Source organism: Chitinophaga silvatica (assembly GCF_003419895.1).
Taxonomy (GTDB): Bacteria; Bacteroidota; Bacteroidia; order Chitinophagales; family Chitinophagaceae; genus Chitinophaga; species Chitinophaga silvatica.
Genome location: NZ_QPMM01000002.1, coordinates 139,882 through 164,040, shown reverse-complemented (window position 1 = coordinate 164,040; position 24,159 = coordinate 139,882). Strand labels below are relative to the sequence as shown.

The window sequence follows — 24,159 nt, the reverse complement described above, 5'->3', positions numbered from 1 at the left end:
TATGAATAAAATAACGGCCGCTATTACAGCGGTGGGTGGGTATGTTCCCGATTACGTGCTAACTAACCAGGAATTAGAAAAATTAGTAGATACAACAAACGATTGGATTTTAACCCGGACGGGTATTTCGGAAAGAAGAATTTTGAAGGGAGAAGGCAAGGGAACATCAGATTTATGTGTACCTGTGGCGCTCGAGATATGCAAGAAAAGGGGCATAACTCCTGAAGAAATAGATTTGTTGATTGTCGCTACTGTAACTCCGGACATGACATTCCCTGCAACCGCTAATGTGGTTACTGACAAAATCGGAGCAAAAAATGCTTTCGGTTTCGATATCAGTGCAGCTTGTTCTGGTTTCCTCTATGCATTGGATACAGGCGCCCGCTTTATTGAAAGTGGCCGTTACAAAAAAGTAATGGTAATTGGAGCCGATAAAATGAGCTCTATTATCGATTACACCGACAGAACTACCTGTATTATTTTTGGTGATGGCGCCGGTGGCGTATTGCTGGAGCCTAATACCGAAGGGTATGGACTGATCGACAGTATCCTGAAGAGTGACGGACATGGTCGTGAATACCTGCACATGAAAGCTGGCGGTTCTGTTAAACCTGCTTCAATTGAAACTGTTACCAATCGTGAACACTATGTTTACCAGGAAGGTAAAATGGTTTTCAAATATGCAGTGTCTAATATGTCGGAAGCGGCTAAAAACCTGATGGACCGCAATAATCTCAATTCCGGAGATATTGCATGGCTGGTACCTCACCAGGCAAATAAACGTATCATCTCTGCTACTTCTCAATACATCAATGTTCCGGATGAAAAAGTAATGATGAATATCCAACGCTATGGTAATACCACAGCCGGTACTATTCCATTATGTCTCTGGGATTATGAAAAACAATTGAAAAAAGGAGACAATCTTATCATGGCCGCATTTGGCGGTGGCTTCACCTGGGGTGCCAGCTACATCAAATGGGCTTATGATGGAGACAAAGTCGGCAAATAATTGATTTAGTTACATACCTCCAACCAGAGAGGGTGTCTCAAAACTAATTTTGAGACACCCTCTCTTTGTTATTTACTACTTGTCTTTTGACAACATAGCATGAAAAACTAAATACTTTTCCTCTGCTGCAATTACCTCTAATGTTCCCTCCATTTTCTGAATAAAATCCTGAGTAATTGCATAGCTCAAAGCATACATATTGTTCTGCCAGTCTGTAAGGTTCTTTATTACCATTGATACTGGCATCGAAGGTTCCGTAATCAGCCGGATATGCGACGTTGCGTCGTCTTCCCAGGCAGATATAACCAATAACTTTCCCGGCTCTGTAAAGTGGATAGACAATTGCATCAAGTGCTGCTGCACCATTGTAAGCATTTCTGCATCAGCCAAAAAAACAAGCTGCTGAGGAATCTGATTCACAAATAGGATGTTCCTGGATTCGATATCCAGAGAAACATGCTTAAGGACTCCCTTTAAAATCTCATAAGGTTTACAAGGTTTCCGGGAATATGTAAAACCAGATAATTGCAATTTTACCCACTTTAAAATATTATCAAAAACACAAAGAGAACCCCGAGCAACAACCGCTATTTTTTTTATATGATTAATACTTGAAACCTGGTCAGCATCAGATACCTTAAGCTGTCCGGTAATCGCCGAAATCTGCTTCAATGGTGCACTGAAATCATTGGCTATGATAGCAATCAACTTATTCTTAAACTCATCATTTGCCCTCAGTTTAATATGTGCCAAAGAAACACTGGCATTTTTTATTATCTGTATTTCTTGCTGCCGTTTCAACAAATGGTAAGAACGATATTTACTTATCAACAAAATCACAAGTAACATCAGAATAATAATACAAGCCTTGAATATCCACTTACGCTGTGCTGTTGTCATTTTAATTTCATTCAGCTCGCTCTGCATTAACTGATTACTGCTAGCCAACTGATAAAGCGATTTCTCTTTATTGAAATACTCAAGAAAATTAATCATGTGTACTTCAGGATCATAGCGGTTATTTGACGAAATAGTAAGTATTTCTTTAGTAAAACATTCCAGCTTTTCTGTATCTCCCACCTGTTTATAATGATCAAATAATCCGGCCATAGCAGCAAGATTCAACTCAAGACACTTACACTGCTTACCCAACTCAAAAATTAATTCCTGATAATGTATAGAATCAGTAGGATACCCCAAATCACTAAAGGAAATAAGCCGGTTATACAGATCAATAGCCACAAGTGGCCAGTTGTTATGAATGGCTATGGTAGCCAAAGAATTAATAGAATCTTCAGCCAGATGCCCCTGCCCGGTTTTAAGCAAGGTATCAAGGTCATAAGCCTGCAAGTAAATAGACATACTGCTACCCGGATACTTTCTGCCTATCGGGATAGCTTTCTTCAAAGCCCAATCAACAGAGTCTCTGTACTTATAATCTCCATAATACTTTCTAACATAACTTGTTAGCATTTCACCATAGATGGAATCAGCAACCGGACTGATTTCTTTAGCAATTTTCAATGCTTCATAAAAGTAATTGTTAGCATCACTAACTCTTCCCTGAATTGCATAATAATTACTTACCTGACTCAGTGAGTTACAAACACGAATACTATCATTCAGCTCCTTGTATAATTGTAAAGCCTGATATGCATAAAGAATTGCGAGGTTATAATCTGTTCTTAAAGCATAACTATCACTTAATACATCATACGCATCTGCCTTACCTGCTTTATAATTTATTTTAGCGGCAAGCTTTAGTTGCTCGGTGGCATACCTGATACTACTATCTGTTTCAGAGAATTGATAACACACCGCTATTGCGCCAAGGGTATTGGCGAGCTGAATACTATCATTACAAGTAACAAGTTGTTTGTATAATTTACCTACGCAATTGCGCTGAGCCTTAACATTGCTGACAGGCAATATTAAAATCAGGCATATGATAGTAAAAACACAGCTGCGAAAGCTTGTTTTAAATACATAAGCCATCGATCGAACACCCAATGTTATATCATGCAGATACGATTAAATTTCAATGCAGGGTAGTTGATAATAAAATGTGCTTCCTTCATCTTCATTATTAAAAGCACCTATAGTACCATTCATCTTTTCTATAAAATCTTTACAAATTATCAATGCCAAACCTGCTCCTTTATTCATCCGGTCCTTATCTTTTGTAGTGTTATTCCAAATAAATAATTGAGGTAAAATATCTTTATCAATTCCTGCTCCTTCATCAACAAACAAAATTTTTACTACGCCATTTTCCTTTTCACTAACAATTCTGATAATTCCGTTATCAGATGAAAATTTAATAGCATTATGAAGGAAATTTCTATGTATGAACTGAATCATTTCAAAATCTCCCAGGACGTATGTAGATGGCGGAATATCTACTACCAGTCTTATATTTTTTTCATGGAGTGTTTGTCCTAAACTTTGTTGTGTTTTTGAAATTAATTCATTAACAGACAGGCTGATTGGTTGATATTTGAAACCTGAAATCTGAGTACGGATCCAACGCGAAATTTCCTCAAACAATTGCAAAGTATATTCCGCTGTTTTATCAACCTGCTTTATCATGGCGGCTGCTTCTGTAACTGTTAATACTTCTTCATTTACAAAACCGGTTATACTAACAATATTATGTAATGGGGTTCTAAAATCGTGAGCAATCATGGAAATAAGCTTATTCTTGAAATCATCATTTTGTTGTAATGCCCTATTCCCTATAACCAATTCATGTTGCCACTCCTTTAAAGAAACTGTGCTGCTATAAGATAATTTATACAGCCTGTAAATTACCGACAGGAATATTCCTAAAATCAATACTGCAATTATTATCAGGATCATCTGGTAATAGGCAAAACGACTATTGGTAGAAGTGCTGGCCAATAAAGCAGATTGAGATTCGTGTTGCCGCTTTAATGTTCTCAGCTTTTCATCCCCAAAAAAATAAGACAGATAATCAGCTTCCCCCTGTTTTATTCCCTCCTGTTGCTGCTGCATTATTTGCAGGGCTATCCGGCTATATTCTGCCGCTCTCGTCTGATCATTTTTCTTTAAATAATAGGATGCCAGCTTATTTACTGTTCCTAATATTAAACCAGTATATCCCCCTTCTACACCGTATTCTATCATTTTTTGCTGATAGAATATGGAGTCTTTGTTCCTATTGACTGCCAGTTGAGTACCTAAAAAATTGCAGGTATATAACGACATATACGTCAGTCCGCTCGTATCGGATTGCTGCAAATTATTTTTTAATAACCCAATAGCAGTATCCATTTTCCCTGCTTCAATCAGTTCTTTGGCAACGTATAACTGTGCTAAGAGTTTGACATTCAGGGGTACTGATTGGCTATTTAAGCTATTTAGCTCATTTAGAGCTGATTTTGCGGCCCTACGAGTGGTACTGTCATTAATAAATACAGCGTAGTAAGTGACCAGTAAAAAACTTTTAATGGAGTCTGAAGGTTTTATAACACTTTTGAAAGATGCTGTAATAGAGAGATTGGCTCCTACCTGATTTCTTTGAAAGTGATAACAAACAGCGAGCTGTGCCAATGTCAAAGCTACCCCCACAGAGTCGCCGGCTTGCCGGTAGTGAATCAGGGCATGATCAAAACATCTGGTAGCCAAATAAACCTGCGGACGCAGTAAGTAGTATCTGCCCAGATTTCTATTAGCATCAGCTATGCCTTTCAGATATTTGTTTCTGGCCGCAATGTTATAGGCATTATGGGCATAAATGCCCCCACTATCCAACTGGCAATTAAGGTACAATGCAGATACTTTATTCAGGGCATCTACATATCTGATACTATCGGTGGCAGATGATAGCAATTGTTTAGCAGTCCTGATTTCATAACGTTGGGCGTAGAGTGTAGTATAAACGAACAACAGACCAAGAATGCCCACCCGACGGATGTAGCGCATATAAGGGTATTTTACGCCCTATAAAAGTAGCACTAAACAAAAGCAAAACGGTTAGCCATTTTGTTCATTTTCCTAAATCTCGAAAACTAACCCTTTGCGTTTTAATGCTTCATACTTTTCGGGATCGAAACGATAGAGATGTGCCCCTTTCTTTGAAGATGTTTTATCCTTTTCTTCTAATTTCTCTATAACATCCAGAGAAAGGATCTTTTTCCGGAAATTACGCTTATCGAGGGTGCGTTGATAGATCTCTTCGTAAAGGCTACGGAGTTGGGATAACGTAAATTTCTCCGGTAGCAGTTCAAAGCCAATGGGATGGAATTGTGCATTGTTGCGTAAAGCCGCCAATGCATCTTCTATCATCTTATTATGATCAAAAATCAGTGTAGGGATTTCATGTAATTCTAACCAATGGGCTCCATGTTCTCTTGCCAGTGGCCTGTTATGGTCTTTAATCCTAATCAGCGCATAGTAGGCTACAGAAATTACCCTTGCACCCGTATCGCGGTTAACACTTCCATAGCAATGAAGCTGGTCCATATAAATATTATCCAGACCCGTTGTAAATTCCAAGACCCGGGCCGCGGCTTCATCTATACCTTCCCCTTCCTGTACGAAGCCTCCAACCAATGACCACTCACCGGCCATAGGAGCCACTTTACGTTCCATTATCAACAGCTTCAACCGACCTTCATCGAAACCAAAAATGATACAATCTACCGCCACCAGGTGTCGTGGCGCTTTACTATAAAATGAGGAAGCTGCATTCATAACGGAACTTTAATAGGCAGAATATCTGGTAAAAATAATAAAAACACGTTACTTTTTAGGCTTAAAACTGCGATAAGCTATTACCGGCAACCTGGTAACCCCTATTTGCTGCAATAAACCGATTAGCTGTCCACGTAGCAATGAACTTCCATTGCAGACCTCCAGCAACACATCCCGAACCGACGTTTTGAAATGTTCATTCTTCTTCAACGTATAGGCCACCGTATGATCCAACCGGGCCACTGTTGCAGTGTTGACCCAATTCTCCAATAAAGCTGATTGCTCCAGACATCTGCTGCATAACCCTTCAAAATCCCCCTCGAAACCGGCCGACGGGTCCACCACCTTCTCTACCATCAAAAGTCGCTGATACCAGCTAAATTCAAAGGTCCATAACTGTTTTACCAATTCCCGGACCGAAATTTCTGCCTTACCCCAGGTCATATCCACCTGCTCAGGCTTTAACTTCAATAAGGCTTTGGTCAATTGTTGGTTCGCCCAATGATTATAGGAAATGTACGGAAGAAGAACATTTTTCATATTCGCTCTCTTAGAATTCATACAAATTACAATATTGTTTGATTTTGCTACACGATATTTGTGATGCCATTGATTTCTATACCATGAACAAGCTTATTTATCTGAACAGGTGTATATTTCATAATGTACCCCGCATTACTGACTATCGGTACTTTCCATTTGCCACTATTAAGAAAGGGCCTGCAACTACAAGTTTTATCCCGGCCCCGGACATCTGGCAGCCCCCAACTATCGAATATCAGTTTAAACAACAACCGCTGAGTGCTGAACTTATTCCTCTGTTAGATCAAACAGGAACTACTGCCTGCATTGTCATGCAACAAAACCAGATTTTGTTTGAACATTACGCCAATGGTTATACTAAAGATTCTATAAACACCTCTTTTTCAGTTGCAAAATCGATGGTTGCAGTGCTGGTAGGAATCGCCCTCGATGAAGGTTTAATTACCAGTATTGAAGACCCTATCGGTAAATATCTACCTCATTTTCAACATGGTTCCATTACCATCGGACATCTCCTTACTATGTCTTCTGGCTTATCATATCAGGAAGGGGTAACTCCCTGGTCTGATGACGCCAAAGTTTACTACGGCCTAAATCTCCGTGAACAAGCTTTAAAAGCCAAAGTCATTGAAAGTCCAGGTACCACCTACCACTATAACAACTACAATTTACTGCTGCTTGGATTAATCCTGGAAAAAGTTACAGGTGTTCCTGTTCCTCAATATTTTCAGGAAAAAATATGGCAATACATTGGTGCTGAAGCCGATGCTTCCTGGAGTTTGGATAGTAAAACTTCAGGGTTTGCCAAAATGGAAAGCGGCTTTAATGCCCGGGCAATGGATTTTGTGAGGTTTGGAGCACTATGCCTGCAAGGTGGGAAAATGAATGGCCGGCAAATCGTTTCAACCGACTGGCTGCATGAAGCAGTTTGTCCACCAGCTACGAAGCCCGACAGTAAAAAGTACCTCGGGGTATTGAATCCTCCTCTTAGCCGTTGGACAGCCAGTAACCATGGTTATTACAAATACCTTTGGTGGGGATGGAAAATTGATGACTCAACTTTTGATTACTTTGCACTAGGTGCAAAGGGGCAGTTTATTTACATTTGTCCGCGTACCCAGGCCGTTATAGTTCGTTTTGGTAAGAAATGGGGGTCAGTAGATTGGTGGCCGGCTATTCTGAAGCAAATTGGGGATTCGTTGGGAATTAACTCGAAACCAACAGACTAAAGTTTCAAAAGATAAGTATGGAAGATATTAAAATAAGAGTTGCGCGTAAGGAAGATTGCCCGCGTTTAATGGAATTAGTAATGGAACTGGCCATTTATGAAAAAGCGCCGGAACAGGTTACTGTTAGCCTTCCACATTTTGAAGAAGCCGGATTTGGCCCAAATCCTGTGTGGAAAGCATTTGTAGCAACAACCCTCGTAGATGGGAAGGAAGTAGTACAGGGATTTGCGCTTTACTATATTCGCTATTCCACCTGGAAAGGATGCAGAATGTATCTGGAAGATATTCTTGTTACCGAAAGCTTCAGAGGTAAAGGGTTAGGCAAACTCCTTTTGGATCAATTAATTGTGGAAGCAAAGGAGAAGAATTTTAATGGGATAGTCTGGCAGGTATTGGAATGGAATACACCAGCTATCAACTTCTATAAAAAATATACAGATAAATTTGATCCTGAATGGATCAATGTCAGCATCGATCTATAATATTATTCCATTCATATAATTCATGAAAGGTATGTCATCAATCCTTCCTAAATTGTTGACATACCTTTTCTAATATGGCTGAGTGTCCAAACATCAAAACGTTACAGGGAGTTTCAATTAATTATTTATGCGATATTTTTAATACCGCATTCAGTGATTATGTAGTTCCATTACATCTTACCCCTTCTATTCTTCAACAAAAAATTGAAGCAGAAAACCTGCAATTACCACATTCTATCGGAGCATTTTTTAATAATGAACTTGGAGGTTTTATTTTACATGCTCCGGATAACGACAAGCATCCAAAAATCCTGTACAATGGAGGTACCGGAGTTATAGCTTCTCATAGGGGGCAAAGGTTGGTACAGCAGATGTATAATAAGTTTATTCCGGTTTATCAGGAGAGAGGAATACAACAATTGTTACTGGAGGTTATCAGCACCAATTTGCCTGCAATCAAATCCTATTCTTCCACTGGTTTTAGGAAGCTACGCCTTTTTCAGTGTTTTAAGGGCGATATAAAGCTTTCAAAGAAAGTTCCGGATATCAACATCATTAAAAACAAAAACCCTGATTGGGCAGCATTAAGTAAGTTTTCTGATATGACGCCATCCTGGTCCAATACGATAGTAAGCATGATCCGTGAAGCAGCCTATATTATTACCTGGGAAGCAAAAATCGACGATAAAACAGTGGGGTATCTTACAGTGCATCGCGATACGAGAAGAATACGCAGTATTGGAGTAGCAAAGGAATACAGAAGACAGGGAATAGGAAATGCATTGCTGAAATGTGCAGTAGAGCAGCTTTCCGGCCCCTTTTCTATTATTAATATCGATGACGAACAAAAGGGAATTATTACATTTCTTGAACAGGCAGGATTAACTCAATATATTTCCCAGTATGAGATGGGGATGGATATTTAAAAATAAAGGGTGGAAAATTTCCACCCTTTAAAATATTAGTTGATGCCGTTTACTACAGCTTCTTTATTAATCTTTTGTACTAACCCTTGCAACACCTTACCAGGACCAACTTCGGTAAACTCAGTTGCTCCGTCAGCAATCATTGCCTGAACGGATTGAGTCCATCTTACAGCACCGGTAAGCTGATCGATCAGGTTTTGTTTAATTTCAGCAGGATTGGTTACTGCTTTTGCAACAACGTTCTGATAAACAGGGCAGCTTGGAGTATTGAATACAGCAGCATTGATAGCAGCTTGCAGTTCTTCTTTGGCAGGGGCCATTAACGGAGAGTGGAAAGCACCACCTACAGGTAATACCAGGGCTCTCTTAGCTCCAGCAGCTTTCATCCTTTCACAAGCAATTTCAATACCCTTTATAGAGCCGGAAATAACTAATTGACCAGGACAATTATAGTTTGCAGCTACAACTACTTCACCGGTTTCGGCAGTAACAGCAGCACTGATTTCCTCAACCTTAGCATCATCCAGTGCTAAAATAGCAGCCATAGTAGAAGGCTGAACCTCACAAGCTTTCTGCATTGCATTGGCGCGGATTGCCACCAGCTTCAACGCATCTTCAAATGATAATACACCATTGGCAACTAAAGCAGAAAATTCACCCAGCGAGTGACCAGCAACCATATCGGGATTTGCATGATCTGTACATAGAAACGCAATTACAGCATGTAAAAAAACAGCTGGTTGAGTTACTTTGGTTTGTTTCAGATCTTCTTCAGTACCATTGAACATGATATCCGAAATTCTGAAACCTAGGATTTCATTAGCTTTTTCAAAAAGATCTTTGGCTTTGGTATTTGACTCGTACAGATTTTTACCCATTCCCGGAAATTGAGATCCTTGTCCGGGAAATATGAAAGCATGCTTCATGTAAGTTTAATTATCAAATTAATAATTTTCAAATATAAAATGTTTCACGAAATTTTCACGCAAAGTAGCAAAGAAGCAAAGTGGCAAAGAATTTAATTTTAGATTTCTTTGCGTCTTAGCTTCTTTGCTACTTTGTGTGAAAATTATTTACCTATTAGTTTCATGAATTCGGCCCTGGTAGTTCCGTTACCAAATTGGCCACTGAAGGCGGAAGTAGTCGTAAGAGAATTTTGTTTTTGTACCCCTCTCATCATCATACATAGGTGTTGGGCCTCAATAACAACTGCTACTCCCTGTGGTTGCAGGGTTTCCTGAATAGCATCCAGGATCTGGTGAGTTAGTCTTTCCTGCACCTGCAATCTGCGGGCAAAAACATCCACTACTCTGGCAATTTTACTCAAACCAGTAATATAACCGTTAGGTATATAGGCAACATGCGCTTTACCAAAGAAAGGCAACATATGGTGCTCACACATAGAGTATAATTCTATATCCTTTACGATCACCATTTCGCTATATGCTTCGGTAAACTTAGCTCCTTCCAGAATTTCCTTAGCATCCTGCTGATAACCCTGGGTAAGAAACTGCATAGCCTTAGCTACCCGCTCAGGAGTTTTTTCAAGTCCCTCCCTTGCCGGATTCTCGCCCAATAGTCGTAAACAGTCTTTATAGTTGTCTATAAGTCCTGTTGTAATGTTTTCATCGTAAGTTTCTATCTTATTATACGCCATTCTTATATGTTTTAAACAGGTTCCAAAGTTGGCTATTTCATTTACTTACCGCCATAGTATTCTACGTATATCCTAGGCGTTTCGTACAATTTAATACAGTGCAACTGAACTTCTGCTGGTAAATGTTTTGCTAATTGATCCCAGATGGCAATAGCAAGGTTTTCTGCGGAGGTGAATTTGCCTTTCATAAAATCCACGTCCAGATTCAGATTACGGTGATCAATCTTCTCTATAATTGTATCCCTGATAATAATTCCTAATGTTTTAGCATTAAAAACAAAGCCTGTTTCAGGATCCGGATTTCCCTTTATTGTAACGTGTAGTTCGTAATTATGACCATGCCAATTTTCATTAGCACATTTACCAAAGACTTCCTCGTTTTTTTCTTTGCTCCAGCCCGGGTTAGATAACTTATGCGCTGCATTAAAGTTCTCTACTCGCGTTAAATAGATCATTTTTGAAAAAAATTTTCGCAAAAATACCACTATTAAATGAGTACTGCCAATTTATCCTAATTCCTGTCAATTGTTTTACATGGCCAACTCAGTAATTAATGTACTTTTATGCCATGAAAATATTGGTTACTGCGGCTACTACATTGGAAATACAGCCTTTTATCGGGTTTTTGGAGGAGTTTCGCCCAACTTTACCTGCCAATTGGGAAATAGAGGTCCTTATAGCCGGTATTGGTATGATGCATACCGCTTTTAATTTAGGTTCCTATCTGGCCTTAAAACAACCCGATATCGCTATTCAGGGTGGAATTGCCGGGAGTTTCGACCATAATAAAGAACTGGGTAGCCTGGTACTCGTGGCAGAGGAAAATCTGGCCGATCTGGGAGCTGAAGATAATGATCAGTTTAAAGATTTATTTGATATAGGCCTCTGGCAACCATCTCAGGCCCCATTTACTGAAAAAAGCCTGGTTAATACCTTCAATAGTCTTCCTTATGTTCCAAATTTGCCCAAAGTAACCGGGGTAACCGTAAATTTGGTCAGCGGTAGCGAACCTACCATCGCCAGGTTAAATGAAAAATATATCCCCGGCATAGAAAGTATGGAAGGGGCCGCTTTTCACTATGCTTGTCTGACTGCCAATATTCCATTCCTGCAGATACGTAGTATTTCAAACTATGTAGAAATCCGCGATAAAAGTAAATGGAAAATTCCTTTGGCCGTTAAAGCCTTAAATGACGAATTAATTCATACTATAAAAGCACTGGTCGGAAATCAATAACAGATCAATCTAAAAAGACTCAATATGCAATTATCATTAGGTTTTTCACCCTGCCCAAACGATACTTTTATTTTCGATGCATTGGTGAATAAGAAAATTGATACCAGCAATTTTTCATTCGACACACATCTCGAAGATGTTGAAACACTGAATAACTGGGCTTTACAGGGTAAATTAGATATCACCAAACTTAGCTTTGCCGTATATTTAAAAGTAAAAGAGAACTACGAATTGCTCAACTCCGGAAGCGCATTAGGTCGCGGATGCGGGCCACTTCTTATAGCCAGAAAAGATATTCCTTTAGATGAAATAGCGAATCTGACTATTGCAATACCCGGAGAAAATACTACGGCAAACCTACTTTTCTCCATCGCCTTTCCTGATGCCAAACAAAAAAAAATAATGCTGTTTTCCGATATCGAAAATGCAGTATTAAGCGGTGAAGTCGATGCTGGTGTAATTATTCATGAAAACAGGTTTACCTACCAGTTAAAAGGACTTGTAAAGCTGATGGACATGGGCGAATATTGGGAAAAAACTACCGGTAATCCTATTCCATTAGGAGGCATCTTTATTAAAAAAAGCGTGCCTGCCGAAATTCGTAAGCAATTGGATGAGCTGATTCACCAAAGCCTTCAAAATAGTTATACTACTTATCCTAATCTCTCCTCCTATGTGACATCACATGCACAGGAGATGGATGAATCGGTTATGCGTCAGCATATCGATTTGTATGTAAATAAATTTAGTCTTGATTTGGGAGATGAAGGCAAAGCTGCCGTAACTGCTTTAATGAGTGCTGCTGAAAAGTTGCAATAACTTATATGTAACAAAGCGGATCATGATCCGCTTTGTTTTCCTATGAATGTTTCAATGCTTTAGAATAAACCTCCAACGCGCGTTTTCTTGCTTCCTCATGAGACACTACCGGTAGCGGATAATCCGGGCTCTCGAATTCCGGCACCCATTTACGAACATATTGCAGATCCTTATCAAATTTCTGCATCTGTAAAGTTGGATTAAACACCCTGAAATAAGGCGCGGCATCGCAACCCGAACCTGCAGCCCATTGCCAACCTCCATTATTGGCAGCTAAATCATAATCCAATAGTTTTTCTGCAAAATATGCTTCTCCCCATCGCCAGTCGATCAGTAAGTGTTTAGTAAGAAAACTTGCGGTGATCATACGCACTCTGTTATGCATATATCCTGTAGTGTTAAGCTCCCTCATTCCTGCATCCACAATAGGATAACCTGTGGTTCCGGTACACCATCTTTCAAACTCCTTCTCATTGTTACGCCAGGCAATTTTATCGTATTCCTTTTTAAATGATTGGGTAACAACATGCGGAAAATGCCAGATGATCATCTGATAAAACTCTCTCCATACCAGCTCCTTCGCATATGTTTCGTTCCATTCCAATGCATGCTGCATCAATTTTCGAATACTGATTGTTCCAAAGCGCAGATGTATTCCTAATCTGGATGTTCCGTTAATTGCGGGAAAATCACGGGTTTTATCGTAGTGCCTGATAAGACTTTCTTTCAATGATTTGGATGGAAAATGTTTCTCTCCTTCCTTGAATCCTAATTGCGTCAATGATGGTAATGAGATTTTAGATTGATGATGAAGTTTGTTCAGATATTTTTTAACCGGATATTGTTTCAGATGAAATGCCGTAAGCCTGTTGTTCCATTGTCTGCTATACGGAGTAAAAATGGTATATGGATTTCCATTATCTTTCAATACTTCATTTCTATCTAAAATAACCTGATCCTTATACGAGAAAAATTCAACACCTTTTTCTTTCAGATGCCCGGCAACTGAAGTATCCCGCTCTGTTGCATAAGGTTCATAATCGCGATTCGTGTAAACTGCATGAACCTTATATTTACTAATCCAATGATTAAAAGCAGCGGCCGGTGTGCCATGAAATACATCAAGGGAGGATTTGTGTTTAATTAATTCGGTCTGTAATTCTTCAATTACCTCGTAAATAAAGGTCACACGTCGATCATGCTTGTCGGTTAAATCATTCAGAATATTAGTATCAAAAACAAAAACCGGAACAACCGGGAACCCCGATTTCAGTGCATGATATAATGCGGCATTATCATCCAGACGTAAATCTCTTCTCAGCCAGCAAAGAACCACTTGTTGAGACATGCAATTGGAGTTTAACAAATATTAAAATAGAATATTCTCGTGTAGTAATTCATGTAAAATTGTTGCCTTCGCATTTCCGTAAATGGTTTCCCGAAACTGCTTCACCCAACGGATTCCGTATATCGCGTTGGATAAGAACATTTCATCCGCCTTCTCAAGATCTTCAATTGTTAATACCTTCTCTGAAACAGGAAACGGAAAATCTGCATTCAGCAAATATTTGCGCATCACTCCACATACTCCTCCTTCCGTAGAAGGTGGCGTATATACATTTCCGTTATCAATTATAAAAACATTAGCAATGGTACTATCCGCAATTCTTCCATATTGATTCAGTAAAATAACTTCGTTCAACCTGTTCTCCTTTGCATACATTGCTGCCATTACATAAGGGAGGCAATTATTTGATTTTATGGTAGATAATTTATCACACGACTTTTGAACATCTGGAAATATATCTACGATTAAGCCTTCCGAATTTAATTCAAGAACAGATTTTGGAAGTTCCCAACACTGAATTACATAATTAGGAAGATTATTGACAGGATCATACAGTCCACCATCCGAGCGAAAAACAGCTACCCTAACCCTTGCGAGATCGGTAAAGTTATTTTTATTGCAGAGCTCTATTATTTGTCTGACAAAAAACTCTTTAGTGAAGGACGGCGGTATATCAAAATGCAACAAATGCATTGTGGCCAATAATCTTTCAAAATGAAGATCTGCCAACAATACCTGACCCTGGTAAACTTTTAAGGTTTCAAAGAAGCCGTCACCATACCTGAATGAACGGTTGTCTGCAGTAAAAATAGGGTCAGCTGCAGGAATATATTTACCATTATAACAAAGAAATCCAACTTGCACCTCAAACAATTTTATCAACTCTACAAGTTACCAAATTTATCACAAAGAGGCAAGGAAAGCAGAAGAGGCATAAGGATAACTCCTTATGCCTCTTGCATTTGCAACTGCAAATGTTAAGTTAATTATTTATGCTTTTTCAGTCCGCCGGCATGGAAACCAATAAACCCATCCAATTGATGTGAAGATCCCATTAAGGCACTCAAAATACTACCTGATCCAATGAAGAAAGGACCCACTCTGAAGCTGGCTCCAGCGGTGAATTTAGTCAACTCGTTATATGATATTGGCAAAAATGCACTGAAGATTCTGTTCTCATAACGAGGTGTAACGCTAAATCCGCTAAAATACTGAACGTTGTATGCTTTATTCTTTCCGTTGGTTAGCGCCAACTGAGCATCCAGGTTTACATACAATCCGTTCAGGATATGATAGTCACCATCTACTCTTAATGAAGTAGGCATACTTACAGAGTAAGAGCTTTTATCATCAACCGGCGTAAAATATTGAGGATAACCTGAGAGCGTTGATTTATAATTATCCAAATCTACACCATCCAGGTTTTTCAGAGAGAATTGCTGACCTGCAGGAATATTGATAGCGAAAGTTCCGCTACGGGTTACATCGCGCTCGTATTTGATCTTACCTGCATCTACCAATGATAAACCAAAGCGATATTTATATTTACCACTGGTGCCAGGGCGGTATTCATATACCAGACCTAAATCCGCTCCGAAACCATGACCTTTGAATTCAGCCAGTTCAGTTCCATTAAAATCAGATACATTAAAACCAGAGAAATTCATACCAATAGCACCTTTTGCATTAGTAAGATAAGCATCCTGTTTTCCTTCATCTACATTCATGGTTGCATGCAGCTTATCAATGTTAATAGACCCATTACCCGCACCTGCAAGGTATTTTAAAGTAATACCAGCTCTCAGGTGGTGAGGACCAACTGCCAGTATCTCACGGGCAACTGTACCTCCGTACTCAGCCCATACGTTCACGGCTATACCCATGTTATCGTTGGAGGCAATAGTATAAGGCAGGTTGGTATTATCTGAAAGATCGTTTACTACTCTATCTGCCAGCTTCCCATCCAGGTTGGTAACATTCACTGTGCTTCTTACCCGGGTAGTAACTGCAAATGAGAACTTAGCCACATTAAACATTACAGAAGGAGTAAAGACACTTAAGTTTACCAATGCTTTTGTAAGCCCTTTACTCTGGCCAAATAGCTGGTTCTTGATTGTGTCTCCGTTAAAAGTGTTACCAGCATCATTCAATTTAAACTTTATCTGATTGTTGCCAACACCTGCATTGATTCCAAGAATGTTGACATCAAAACGATAAGGACTGTTAGCAATATTGGCCGGGTTGAAATATACACTGTTTACACCCGCATAATTACTGGTACGGAAACCTGCCAAATCCTGGGCATGAACATACATAGCACAGCACGACAGAAGTAGGCTCGTAAAAATCCTTTTCATAGTTACTTTTAAATCGGTTAGGAATAAATAACGTTCGGGGATCAACGTTAGGGCGCAAGGATATAAACATTTAAATTATTTACCAAGTATAAATGGTTTTTTCTTAAAAAGAAAGATGCCCTGCCTCTCTGGTAAAGAAAAGCAGGGCACGCTATATTAAAAACGTAATTATCTAGGTTATCAGATTTTCATTTCCGGAATATCGCCTTCCACGATAAGTCGGCCAGCGGTTTTGGCCTGAATTTCCTCTACGCTGATACCAGGAGCTCTTTCAATCAGTTTAAAACCATCTGGAGTAACATCCAATACAGCTAATTCGGTTACTATTTTTTTCACACAGTTAACTCCGGTTAATGGCAAAGTACATGCAGGCAACAATTTACTTTCCCCTTTAGGATTTGTATGCATCATAGCAACTATGATATTTCTTGCAGATGCAACGAGGTCCATTGCACCACCCATTCCCTTAACCATTTTTCCAGGAATCTTCCAGTTGGCGATATCACCATTATCAGAGACTTCCATTGCTCCTAATACAGTCAGATCCACTTTTCCTGCACGAATCATCCCGAAACTTTCAGATGAATCAAAAAAGCTTCCGCCAGGTAATATGGTAACTGTTTCTTTTCCAGCATTAATCAGATCGGGATCTACTTCCGCATCGGCTGGATAAGGCCCCATGCCTAAAATACCATTTTCAGATTGCAGCATGATAGACACACCTGCAGGGATATAATTGGAAACCAATGTAGGAATTCCGATACCCAGGTTTACGTACATTCCGTCTTTTAATTCCTGAGCAATTCTTTTGGCGATGCCAAATTTATCTAAAGGCATAACATTACAGATTTGAGAGTGAGGAAGTAATTGAGGTTAGATTTTAACGGTTCTGCGCTCAATTCGTTTTTCATAATTACTACCCTTAAAAATTCGGTGTACATAGATGCCCGGAACGTGGATATTGTCTGGGTCTAACTCTCCTGGTTGTACTAATTCTTCTACTTCAGCAATAGTAATTTGCCCGGCTCTTGCCATTGATGTGCTAAAATTCCGGGTGGTTTTACGAAACACCAGATTTCCCATAGTATCACCTTTCCAGGCTTTTACGATTGCAAAATCTGCATGCAGGGCAAGTTCCATCAGATGCGGCTTGCCATCAAATACCCGCACTTCTTTTCCTTCAGCCACTTCCGTACCATAACCAGCCGGAGTAAAAAATGCCGGAATCCCCATTCCTGCCATTTGAATACGGGTAGCTAATGTACCTTGTGGAATTAAATCTACCTCTAACTCTCCCGCCAATAACTGACGTTCAAATTCTGCATTTTCGCCGACATAGGACGACATCATTTTCCTGATCTGTCTTGTTTTCAATAACAAGCCCAAACCAAAATCATCTACTCCTGCATTATTGGAAATGCAGGTGAGGTTTCTGATTCCTTTTCTTACCAAAGCGGCAATACAATTTTCAGGAATGCCACATAAACCAAATCCTCCCAGCATCAGCGTTGCATTATCCTGTATATCATGTATGGCATCATCGGCATTTGATACTACTTTGTTCATGTTTTGGTGTTTTAATAATTAGGGATGCCTTTTTATAAATGGAATTACGGTATCAGTTTTCGGCAATAGGATTAAACTATCTGCAATAGGAACCATGTTTTTGATTCGGAATCTTACTGGTGCATTTTCATCTGCCAGGCTACCCAACTTATCTTTTCTGGCAGTAATATCGTCCTGCACCATCTGCAATACTTCTTTTAATCTGTCGGGATGCGATTCATAGTATCTGTAACTGGTCATAAATTCGGGTACAGTTACCTTATGCAGATCGAGTATCTGCTTGTAATAGACTTTTAAAGTATTCTGACGGAGCGAATCGCTGAATGTGTGAAAGGTACTCATCATCTGCTCATTGCTATAAGCATCTGCAATGGCCATATCTCTTAAAATACCACTCATTTCCTTTTTCGACAAATATTGTCTTGGCACGTTTTCACCATCGCCACACGCGAATAAAAGTAATCCTAGCAATGCCACGGAGGCATATTTCAATATATTCTTCATTATACCGTTTACTTCATCTGTTGATATTTCTGGGCATTAGGAATATCCATTTGCGCCAGTAGCTCTGCAGCCCTGCTTTTTTCCTGAGGCATTGCCTTTGAAAACAGCTTTTGCAACTCATCAGCTTTTGCACTAAAAAACACCTGCATTAGCATAGAGTTAGGAATATTCTGATGAATAGAATAAAGCATATTAATGCAATTTAATACAGATGCCCTACCCTTGTTTACATCATCATACATCAAATCTAACCCCTGACGGTGATATTGATACATCACATCATGGAATTGCAGGAATTTTGCACTGAGTAAATTATCCTGAAGCCAATAGCGGTTACGGTTACCTTCAAAAGCTTTCCAGCCAGTAACGTCTTTGCCATCAGGAGCATTATTAACAATATTCAAGGCTTTCTTAAAATATTCATCCCCCCCTCTTGGTGAAAACGAATCGTAATCCAGTCCTAAAATAATATTTACATAATAGGCCAGTATAGCGGTTAAGTTGGCGGCCATCGGATCATTCCCGGCAACTCTGGTATCGCTGAATTCGAGTTGCTGGAATTCTGTATATTTGAAAGCCACATTATTATCCTGGATATTCAGTAAACTGGTTACATAGCTACTGTTAAAAACGGGTCTGGTAGCATGAATTGTCAGATTTGCCTTATATACATCTCCTCCACTGGAACCGGTAATATTCAGCAGAAAGCTACATTCAATTCTTTCGCCCTGCGTAAAGGCATCTTTTGCCCAATGTCGGTTATTCAGAAACTCCTTTATGGAATTCTGGAGAGAAGTAAACACCCGCCTGTCGACCCCTTGCACCTGATTGGCGATAACCGAAACATTGGCTCTGATTTCCTGAGCCTGGGTAAACTGACAGTAGCAGGCAAGTACTGTCAATAATGCGAAGAACTGGAAGCGTTTATGCATGTTGCAATTCAATTATAGCGGAAACGATGTCTTTAGCAACTTCAAGTTTGGATTTAAGCGGCAGGCTGCGTTCCATACCGTTTTTACCGAACAGGGTTACTTTGTTGGTATCATAATTAAATCCGGCACCTGCATCAGCCAAAGAATTCATTACAATCATATCGAGGTGCTTATCATTTAACTTCTTCAGTGCATACTCTCTTTCATTATCAGTTTCGAGAGAGAAGCCAATCAGGAGTTGATGTACTTTATGTTCGCCGAGATATTTCAGGATATCCGGTGTTTTTTCAAGGTCGATGTGGAGTTGCGCCTGCCCTTTTTTGATTTTTTTATCCGCAATATTTACTGGTCTGTAATCGGCAACAGCGGCAGCGGCAACAACCAGGTTGGCGGCTGAGTAGAGGGAAGTTACTTTTTCAAACATTTCCTGGGCGGTTTGCACAGGAAGGGTAGTAACTCCGGGATGATTGGATACCTGGCTGGTTGGGCCCAGTACCAGATTCACGTTAGCACCTGCATCAGCCAGGGCAGCAGCAATGGCAATACCCATTTTTCCACTGGAATGGTTGGTGATATAACGCACTGGGTCTATATGTTCGATGGTTGGGCCGGCGGTTACTATAGCCATTTTACCGGTAAGTGGCCGATCGATGGTAGTTCCTGTAAAATGTTGCGATAACCAATTCACTATTTCTTCCGGTTCGGCCATCCTGCCTTCACCAAAGAGTCCGGACGCCAGTTCACCGGTGGCAACGGGGATTTGCTGATGGCCGTAAGACCATAACTTATCCACATTGGCTTTGGTGGCGGGGTGGTACCACATATCCTCGTCCATTGCCGGGGCAAACATAACGGGGCAGGTAGCGGAGAGATAGGCAGCCATCAGGAGATTATCACAGAGGCCATTGGCCATTTTAGCGATGGTATTGGCAGAAGCAGGAGCAATGATCATTACATCGGCCCATCTGCCCAATTCTACATGGTTATTCCAGCTGTTGTGGTCACTGATGTTCACCATTACCTCATTTTTAGAGAGGGTAGCGAGGGTGAGCGGAGTAATGAATGAAGCGGCACTTTGGGTCATGATTACCTTTACCTGGGCGCCGGCTTTAATGAGCAAACGTACGAGGGTAGCGGCTTTATAAGCAGCAATACTTCCGGAAACGCCTAAAAGTATTTTTTTGTCCTGTAAGATATTGGAATTAGCCATTTGACAATAAAAAAGCGGCAGAAATATTATTCTGCCGCCATGAAATTAATATTTTTTACCGTTTGCAAGACGAGGCTTGCAAAATTATGCGAGTAGATTAGCTAAATAAATCGTCGTCGTTCTTACGGAAATAAATTTTATTGTCCAGGAATTCCTGAGTTGCCTGAATAGCTGGATTAGCCATTCTTTCGTAGAAACGAGAAATTTCGATCTGCTCCTTGTTCTCGTGCACTTCCTCGAGGTTGTCAGTATGGCTGGCAAACTCTTCCAGTTTGGAATGGAGCTCCTCTTTCACGGAGATATTGATCTGATTGGCGCGTTTCGCAATCACGGCAATAGATTCATATAAATTACCAGTTCTGTTCTTAATATCGGTAGTATTTTTAGTTTCTACCCATGGATTAAGGCTACTGGTTAGACTGCGCTTTAGTTTGCTCATTATCCAGTGATTTTATATTGTTTTGTGCTAAGTTATACAATTTTTCAGCTTCTGGCTTCAATTTACTATTAGGATAGTGATCGGCGAAGTCCAGATATTCTTCTAAAACGGTAGCATACCTTTCTTTTTGTCTGTCGGGGATGCTGTTTTTAGCGTAGTTAAAATAAGCTCTGATAACTTTTATTTTATACCCGTCGCTTTTATCTGAATCCGGATAATTGCGCATCAGGTTTTTGAAAGCGATACCAGCGGCTTTATAATAACCGAGGTTATAGTAGAGTTCGGCTGCGTTGAACTCTTTTTGTTCGAGTTTCTTTCTGCAGAGTTCGATTACCAGGTTTGCTTCGGGCACTTTATCGGCTGTTGGGTAGTTGTTAACGAAGGTTTGCATGGCAGCAATGGCCTTCATGGTATTTGTTTGATCGAGCGTAACCTTAGGTGATTGTTTGTAATAGCAATAAGCCTGCATGTAATCTATCTCAAGCGCTCTTGGGCTGTTAGGGAAAATTTCGAGGTAGTTTTTAAAGTGAAAAGCTGCCTGAACATAATCTTTAACGTAATAAGAGCAATATGCGTAATTGTAGTACAGTGCTTCAAACTTATCAGTTCCTTTATAAACCTGTAAAAGGTCACTGTAGAGTGTTTGCGCAGTATTGTATTTTTTCTTCTGATACAACTTATCGGCATAGGCCAACTTCTTTTCGAAGTTATTGCTTCTCTCTATCCTCCTAAGTTCTGTGTTACAGGAAGTAGATACGATAAGCGCAAGTACACTGATGTACAATAGAAATTTCCGCATAAAAAGAATGGCAAAATTAAGAATTAAATGTAAATGTAAGGCAGAGATATGATGAAAGCTGTTAAAATTTTGCAAAATGGCCTATTAAATCGCTGAAAAAGAAGATTTTCTCGTTCGTTGACTATAGAAAAATATTTTACATGATAAGTTTCCAACATACTGAATTGCGAACCGGAGGTCAAATTAGGAAAAAAAAGTACACATAAAACTGTCTTTCCTTAAAAATTCCAATCTCATCAATTGTCTTCAAATCAGCCTCAATCAACATTTTAACAACAAACTCACACATCGATATAGGTTATAAACATTTTATAAACATATCTGCACACATAATACACATAATAAGTGCATAATTATCTATTAAAGTCCAATCCCTCACGGTATTTCACCTGTGGAAAAAATTTATAAAGTATTTTTTCGTTAAAAAGTGGGAAAAAGTGTTATTTTGTGTTAGAAAATGGATTTTCAAGGACTTTGCCCCATGGTATGACAGGATTTCTCGGCGAATATGAGTCAACGCTGGACGCAAAAGGACGCTTTCTGTTACCTGCTGGATTTAAAAAGCAGCTCTCAGACGGCGCCGGAGACCAGTTTGTGATTAACCGAGGGTTTGAAAAATGCTTGTCCCTGTATCCCATGAATGAATGGCAGCCCATTTTTGAACGGATCAGCAAATTGAATGACTTTGACCCTAAGGTAAGGGAATTCAGGCGCTACTTTCTAAACGGGGCTACTATTTTGGAGTTAGACAGCGCGGGAAGATTATTAATTCCCAAAAATCTGTTGTCATACGCCAGTCTGGAAAAAGATATTGTGCTGGCAGCAGCTACAAATAAAATCGAGATTTGGGATAAAGGTAAATACCAGGAGTTCTTTGAAAATTTCTCACCAGGAGCTTATAGTGATTTGGCACAACAGGTAATGGGTGGAGGAGATAATAACATTTCAATTTAAACGGAAGCATATGGGGGAACAACAATATCACTTACCCGTGCTGCTTCAGGAAACAATTGAGCTGCTACAAATTAATCCGAATGGCATTTATGTAGACGCTACTTTTGGAGGAGGAGGCCATTCGAGAGCCATACTGGAGCAACTGGGTGAACATGGGAGACTAATAGTATTTGATCAGGATGAAGATGCTTACCGCAATAGGATCATTGATGACCGCGTAACATTTGTACAACAAAATTTTCGCCACCTGCAACGCTTTCTGAAATTACATAAAGCCGAGCTGGTGGATGGCATACTGGCTGATCTGGGAGTTTCTTCCCATCAGTTCGATACCGCTGAAAGAGGATTTAGCACCCGCTTTGAAGGCGATCTGGATATGCGAATGGATACCAGAACTGATTTTACCGCTGCTCAATTGATCGCTACTTATAGCGAATCCAGGTTACAACTCATCTTCCAGGAATATGGAGAGGTAACCAATGCTAAAACACTGGCCCAAACAATTGTAAAGCAACGTAAAACACACCCCATGCGCACTATCACAGCTTTTAAATCTGTGATTCAGCCTATCGTAAAAGGCAATCCGCAAAAATATTTCGCCCAGGTTTTTCAAGCCTTGCGTATAGCCGTAAATGATGAAATGGGCGCTCTGAAAGATTTACTGGAGCAATCAGCGAATGTATTAAAACCGGGTGGCAGACTCGCTATTATTACTTTCCACTCGCTGGAAGATAGAATGGTGAAAAACTTTATGAAGACAGGCACCTTTGTTGAATTACCGGATGATCCTTTCGCTAAAGAAACACCCCCTAAATTGTTCAGATTAATCACAAAAAAACCGGTGACCGCCAGTGAAGCAGAAGTCAAACGCAATGGAAGATCCAGAAGCGCCAAACTGCGGGTAGCCGAAAAAACAATTTGATGCGTTCTATCGCCTCATCGATCCTACCCTATCCTATTACACATCTGCTAATAGCTGTCAGATTATATTGTCAATTTTTTTAAAAAGGCATAAAGTGTTGCAGGAAGAAGCATTAGATACGATCCAGGAAAATCCGGCCAATGAAAACATTCATTCCCCGGAACCACGCAAAGAATGGCGGCTTCGCATCAACTATAGAATGTTGGTTCGAAACATGCCCTTCATTGGTTTCCTTGCTGTTTTGGCGCTTATCTATATCGCTAATAGTCACCTCGCCGAAAAACGAATCAGACGTATTAACAAACTAGGCAAAGAAATCAAAGAACTTAAGTGGGAATACCTGAACGTGAAAAGTCAACTCATGTTTCAGAGCAAAATGAGTGAAGTCAGTAAAGCTGTGGAACCGCTAGGCCTTAAACAACTTAGCTCACCCCCACAGAAAATTGAACTCAAAAACGAAAATAATTAGGAAACTGACGCCTGACGCTGCCCGCCTGACCATTTTAT

At 39.9% G+C, this 24,159-nt stretch carries 26 protein-coding genes; 9 read left to right on the top strand and 17 right to left on the bottom strand.

Annotated features, from left to right (window positions below):
• The first annotated feature begins 1 nt into the window (after position 1).
• The gene (locus DVR12_RS05020; protein WP_116974378.1) at positions 2-1,012 is read left to right on the top strand and encodes a beta-ketoacyl-ACP synthase III; all 1,011 of its coding nucleotides are present in this window, start codon (positions 2-4) and stop codon (positions 1,010-1,012) included.
• Positions 1,013-1,087: 75 nt separating this feature from the next.
• Here the strand turns inward: DVR12_RS05020 and DVR12_RS05015 are convergent, their stop codons facing one another.
• From DVR12_RS05015 to DVR12_RS05000, 4 genes are all read right to left on the bottom strand, one after another.
• Positions 1,088-3,007 carry a tetratricopeptide repeat protein gene (locus DVR12_RS05015; RefSeq protein WP_116974377.1) on the bottom strand — a complete coding sequence of 640 codons (1,920 nt, stop codon included), beginning with the start codon at positions 3,005-3,007 and terminating at the stop codon, positions 1,088-1,090.
• 36 nt (positions 3,008-3,043) lie between these two features.
• The gene (locus tag DVR12_RS05010; RefSeq protein WP_116974376.1) at positions 3,044-4,957 is read right to left on the bottom strand and encodes a sensor histidine kinase; all 1,914 of its coding nucleotides are present in this window, start codon (positions 4,955-4,957) and stop codon (positions 3,044-3,046) included.
• A gap of 72 nt (positions 4,958-5,029) precedes the next feature.
• Positions 5,030-5,728, bottom strand: a complete 699-nt coding sequence (locus DVR12_RS05005) for an NUDIX hydrolase (RefSeq protein ID WP_116974375.1) — start codon at positions 5,726-5,728, stop codon at positions 5,030-5,032.
• A 48-nt stretch (positions 5,729-5,776) separates the two neighbouring features.
• Positions 5,777-6,268: a DinB family protein gene (locus tag DVR12_RS05000; RefSeq protein ID WP_158563202.1), complete on the bottom strand. Its 492-nt coding sequence runs from the start codon at positions 6,266-6,268 to the stop codon at positions 5,777-5,779.
• Positions 6,269-6,351: 83 nt separating this feature from the next.
• Between DVR12_RS05000 and DVR12_RS04995 the strand changes: the two genes are divergently transcribed.
• From DVR12_RS04995 to DVR12_RS04985, 3 genes are all read left to right on the top strand, one after another.
• Complete coding sequence (locus tag DVR12_RS04995) at positions 6,352-7,500, top strand: serine hydrolase domain-containing protein (protein WP_147323408.1); 1,149 nt, start codon at positions 6,352-6,354, stop codon at positions 7,498-7,500.
• A gap of 17 nt (positions 7,501-7,517) precedes the next feature.
• On the top strand, positions 7,518-7,982 hold the full coding sequence (locus DVR12_RS04990) for a GNAT family N-acetyltransferase (RefSeq protein ID WP_116974372.1): 465 nt from the start codon (positions 7,518-7,520) through the stop codon (positions 7,980-7,982).
• A 74-nt stretch (positions 7,983-8,056) separates the two neighbouring features.
• Positions 8,057-8,908 (top strand): GNAT family N-acetyltransferase, encoded by an 852-nt coding sequence (locus DVR12_RS04985; RefSeq protein ID WP_116974371.1) that lies wholly within the window; start codon positions 8,057-8,059, stop codon positions 8,906-8,908.
• A 35-nt stretch (positions 8,909-8,943) separates the two neighbouring features.
• On the opposite strand, the gene fabD is transcribed toward DVR12_RS04985, so the two are convergent.
• The 3 genes from fabD to DVR12_RS04970 form a co-directional block, all read right to left on the bottom strand.
• Complete coding sequence (gene fabD / locus DVR12_RS04980; RefSeq protein WP_116974370.1) at positions 8,944-9,834, bottom strand: ACP S-malonyltransferase; 891 nt, start codon at positions 9,832-9,834, stop codon at positions 8,944-8,946.
• Positions 9,835-9,977: 143 nt separating this feature from the next.
• Positions 9,978-10,565 (bottom strand): GTP cyclohydrolase I FolE, encoded by a 588-nt coding sequence (gene folE / locus DVR12_RS04975; RefSeq protein WP_116974369.1) that lies wholly within the window; start codon positions 10,563-10,565, stop codon positions 9,978-9,980.
• 41 nt (positions 10,566-10,606) lie between these two features.
• Entirely contained in the window at positions 10,607-11,020 is a 414-nt protein-coding gene (locus tag DVR12_RS04970; protein ID WP_116974368.1) for a 6-pyruvoyl trahydropterin synthase family protein, read from the bottom strand.
• A 113-nt stretch (positions 11,021-11,133) separates the two neighbouring features.
• Between DVR12_RS04970 and mqnB the strand changes: the two genes are divergently transcribed.
• Both mqnB and DVR12_RS04960 read left to right on the top strand, forming a co-directional pair.
• Complete coding sequence (mqnB, locus tag DVR12_RS04965; RefSeq protein WP_158563201.1) at positions 11,134-11,802, top strand: futalosine hydrolase; 669 nt, start codon at positions 11,134-11,136, stop codon at positions 11,800-11,802.
• A gap of 24 nt (positions 11,803-11,826) precedes the next feature.
• A complete protein-coding gene (locus DVR12_RS04960) occupies positions 11,827-12,621 on the top strand; it encodes a 1,4-dihydroxy-6-naphthoate synthase (protein WP_116974366.1) in 795 nt (264 codons plus the stop codon).
• Positions 12,622-12,661: 40 nt separating this feature from the next.
• On the opposite strand, the gene DVR12_RS04955 is transcribed toward DVR12_RS04960, so the two are convergent.
• The 10 genes from DVR12_RS04955 to DVR12_RS04910 all read right to left on the bottom strand — a co-directional run bounded on the left by DVR12_RS04955 (position 12,662) and on the right by DVR12_RS04910 (position 21,776).
• Positions 12,662-13,969, bottom strand: a complete 1,308-nt coding sequence (locus DVR12_RS04955) for a cryptochrome/photolyase family protein (protein ID WP_116974365.1) — start codon at positions 13,967-13,969, stop codon at positions 12,662-12,664.
• A gap of 21 nt (positions 13,970-13,990) precedes the next feature.
• The gene (locus DVR12_RS04950; RefSeq protein WP_158563200.1) at positions 13,991-14,833 is read right to left on the bottom strand and encodes an aminotransferase class IV; all 843 of its coding nucleotides are present in this window, start codon (positions 14,831-14,833) and stop codon (positions 13,991-13,993) included.
• Positions 14,834-14,955: 122 nt separating this feature from the next.
• Positions 14,956-16,326: a DUF5723 family protein gene (locus DVR12_RS04945; RefSeq protein ID WP_147323407.1), complete on the bottom strand. Its 1,371-nt coding sequence runs from the start codon at positions 16,324-16,326 to the stop codon at positions 14,956-14,958.
• Positions 16,327-16,506: 180 nt separating this feature from the next.
• The gene (locus DVR12_RS04940) at positions 16,507-17,163 is read right to left on the bottom strand and encodes a CoA transferase subunit B (RefSeq protein WP_116974362.1); all 657 of its coding nucleotides are present in this window, start codon (positions 17,161-17,163) and stop codon (positions 16,507-16,509) included.
• Between the two features lie 36 nt (positions 17,164-17,199).
• The gene (locus DVR12_RS04935; protein ID WP_116974361.1) at positions 17,200-17,892 is read right to left on the bottom strand and encodes a CoA transferase subunit A; all 693 of its coding nucleotides are present in this window, start codon (positions 17,890-17,892) and stop codon (positions 17,200-17,202) included.
• Between the two features lie 18 nt (positions 17,893-17,910).
• Entirely contained in the window at positions 17,911-18,396 is a 486-nt protein-coding gene (locus DVR12_RS04930) for a DUF4296 domain-containing protein (protein WP_116974360.1), read from the bottom strand.
• An 8-nt stretch (positions 18,397-18,404) separates the two neighbouring features.
• Entirely contained in the window at positions 18,405-19,328 is a 924-nt protein-coding gene (porD, locus tag DVR12_RS04925; RefSeq protein ID WP_116974359.1) for a type IX secretion system protein PorD, read from the bottom strand.
• Positions 19,321-20,538: a bifunctional phosphopantothenoylcysteine decarboxylase/phosphopantothenate--cysteine ligase CoaBC gene (coaBC, locus tag DVR12_RS04920; protein WP_233522131.1), complete on the bottom strand. Its 1,218-nt coding sequence runs from the start codon at positions 20,536-20,538 to the stop codon at positions 19,321-19,323. Before coaBC ends, porD begins: the two co-directional genes overlap by 8 nt.
• A gap of 97 nt (positions 20,539-20,635) precedes the next feature.
• Positions 20,636-20,977, bottom strand: coding sequence for a DNA-directed RNA polymerase subunit omega (locus DVR12_RS04915; protein ID WP_089762923.1), 342 nt, complete (start codon positions 20,975-20,977; stop codon positions 20,636-20,638).
• On the bottom strand, positions 20,946-21,776 hold the full coding sequence (locus DVR12_RS04910) for an outer membrane protein assembly factor BamD (protein WP_116974358.1): 831 nt from the start codon (positions 21,774-21,776) through the stop codon (positions 20,946-20,948). The genes DVR12_RS04915 and DVR12_RS04910 overlap by 32 nt, the downstream gene beginning before the upstream one ends.
• Before the next feature lie 486 nt (positions 21,777-22,262).
• On the opposite strand from DVR12_RS04910, the gene mraZ reads away from it, so the two are divergent.
• The 3 genes from mraZ to DVR12_RS04895 all read left to right on the top strand — a co-directional run bounded on the left by mraZ (position 22,263) and on the right by DVR12_RS04895 (position 24,121).
• Positions 22,263-22,730 (top strand): division/cell wall cluster transcriptional repressor MraZ, encoded by a 468-nt coding sequence (gene mraZ / locus DVR12_RS04905; RefSeq protein ID WP_116974357.1) that lies wholly within the window; start codon positions 22,263-22,265, stop codon positions 22,728-22,730.
• Between the two features lie 10 nt (positions 22,731-22,740).
• Positions 22,741-23,652 carry a 16S rRNA (cytosine(1402)-N(4))-methyltransferase RsmH gene (gene rsmH / locus DVR12_RS04900; protein ID WP_116974356.1) on the top strand — a complete coding sequence of 304 codons (912 nt, stop codon included), beginning with the start codon at positions 22,741-22,743 and terminating at the stop codon, positions 23,650-23,652.
• 67 nt (positions 23,653-23,719) lie between these two features.
• Entirely contained in the window at positions 23,720-24,121 is a 402-nt protein-coding gene (locus tag DVR12_RS04895) for an FtsL-like putative cell division protein (RefSeq protein WP_233522130.1), read from the top strand.
• Positions 24,122-24,159 lie beyond the last annotated feature (38 nt).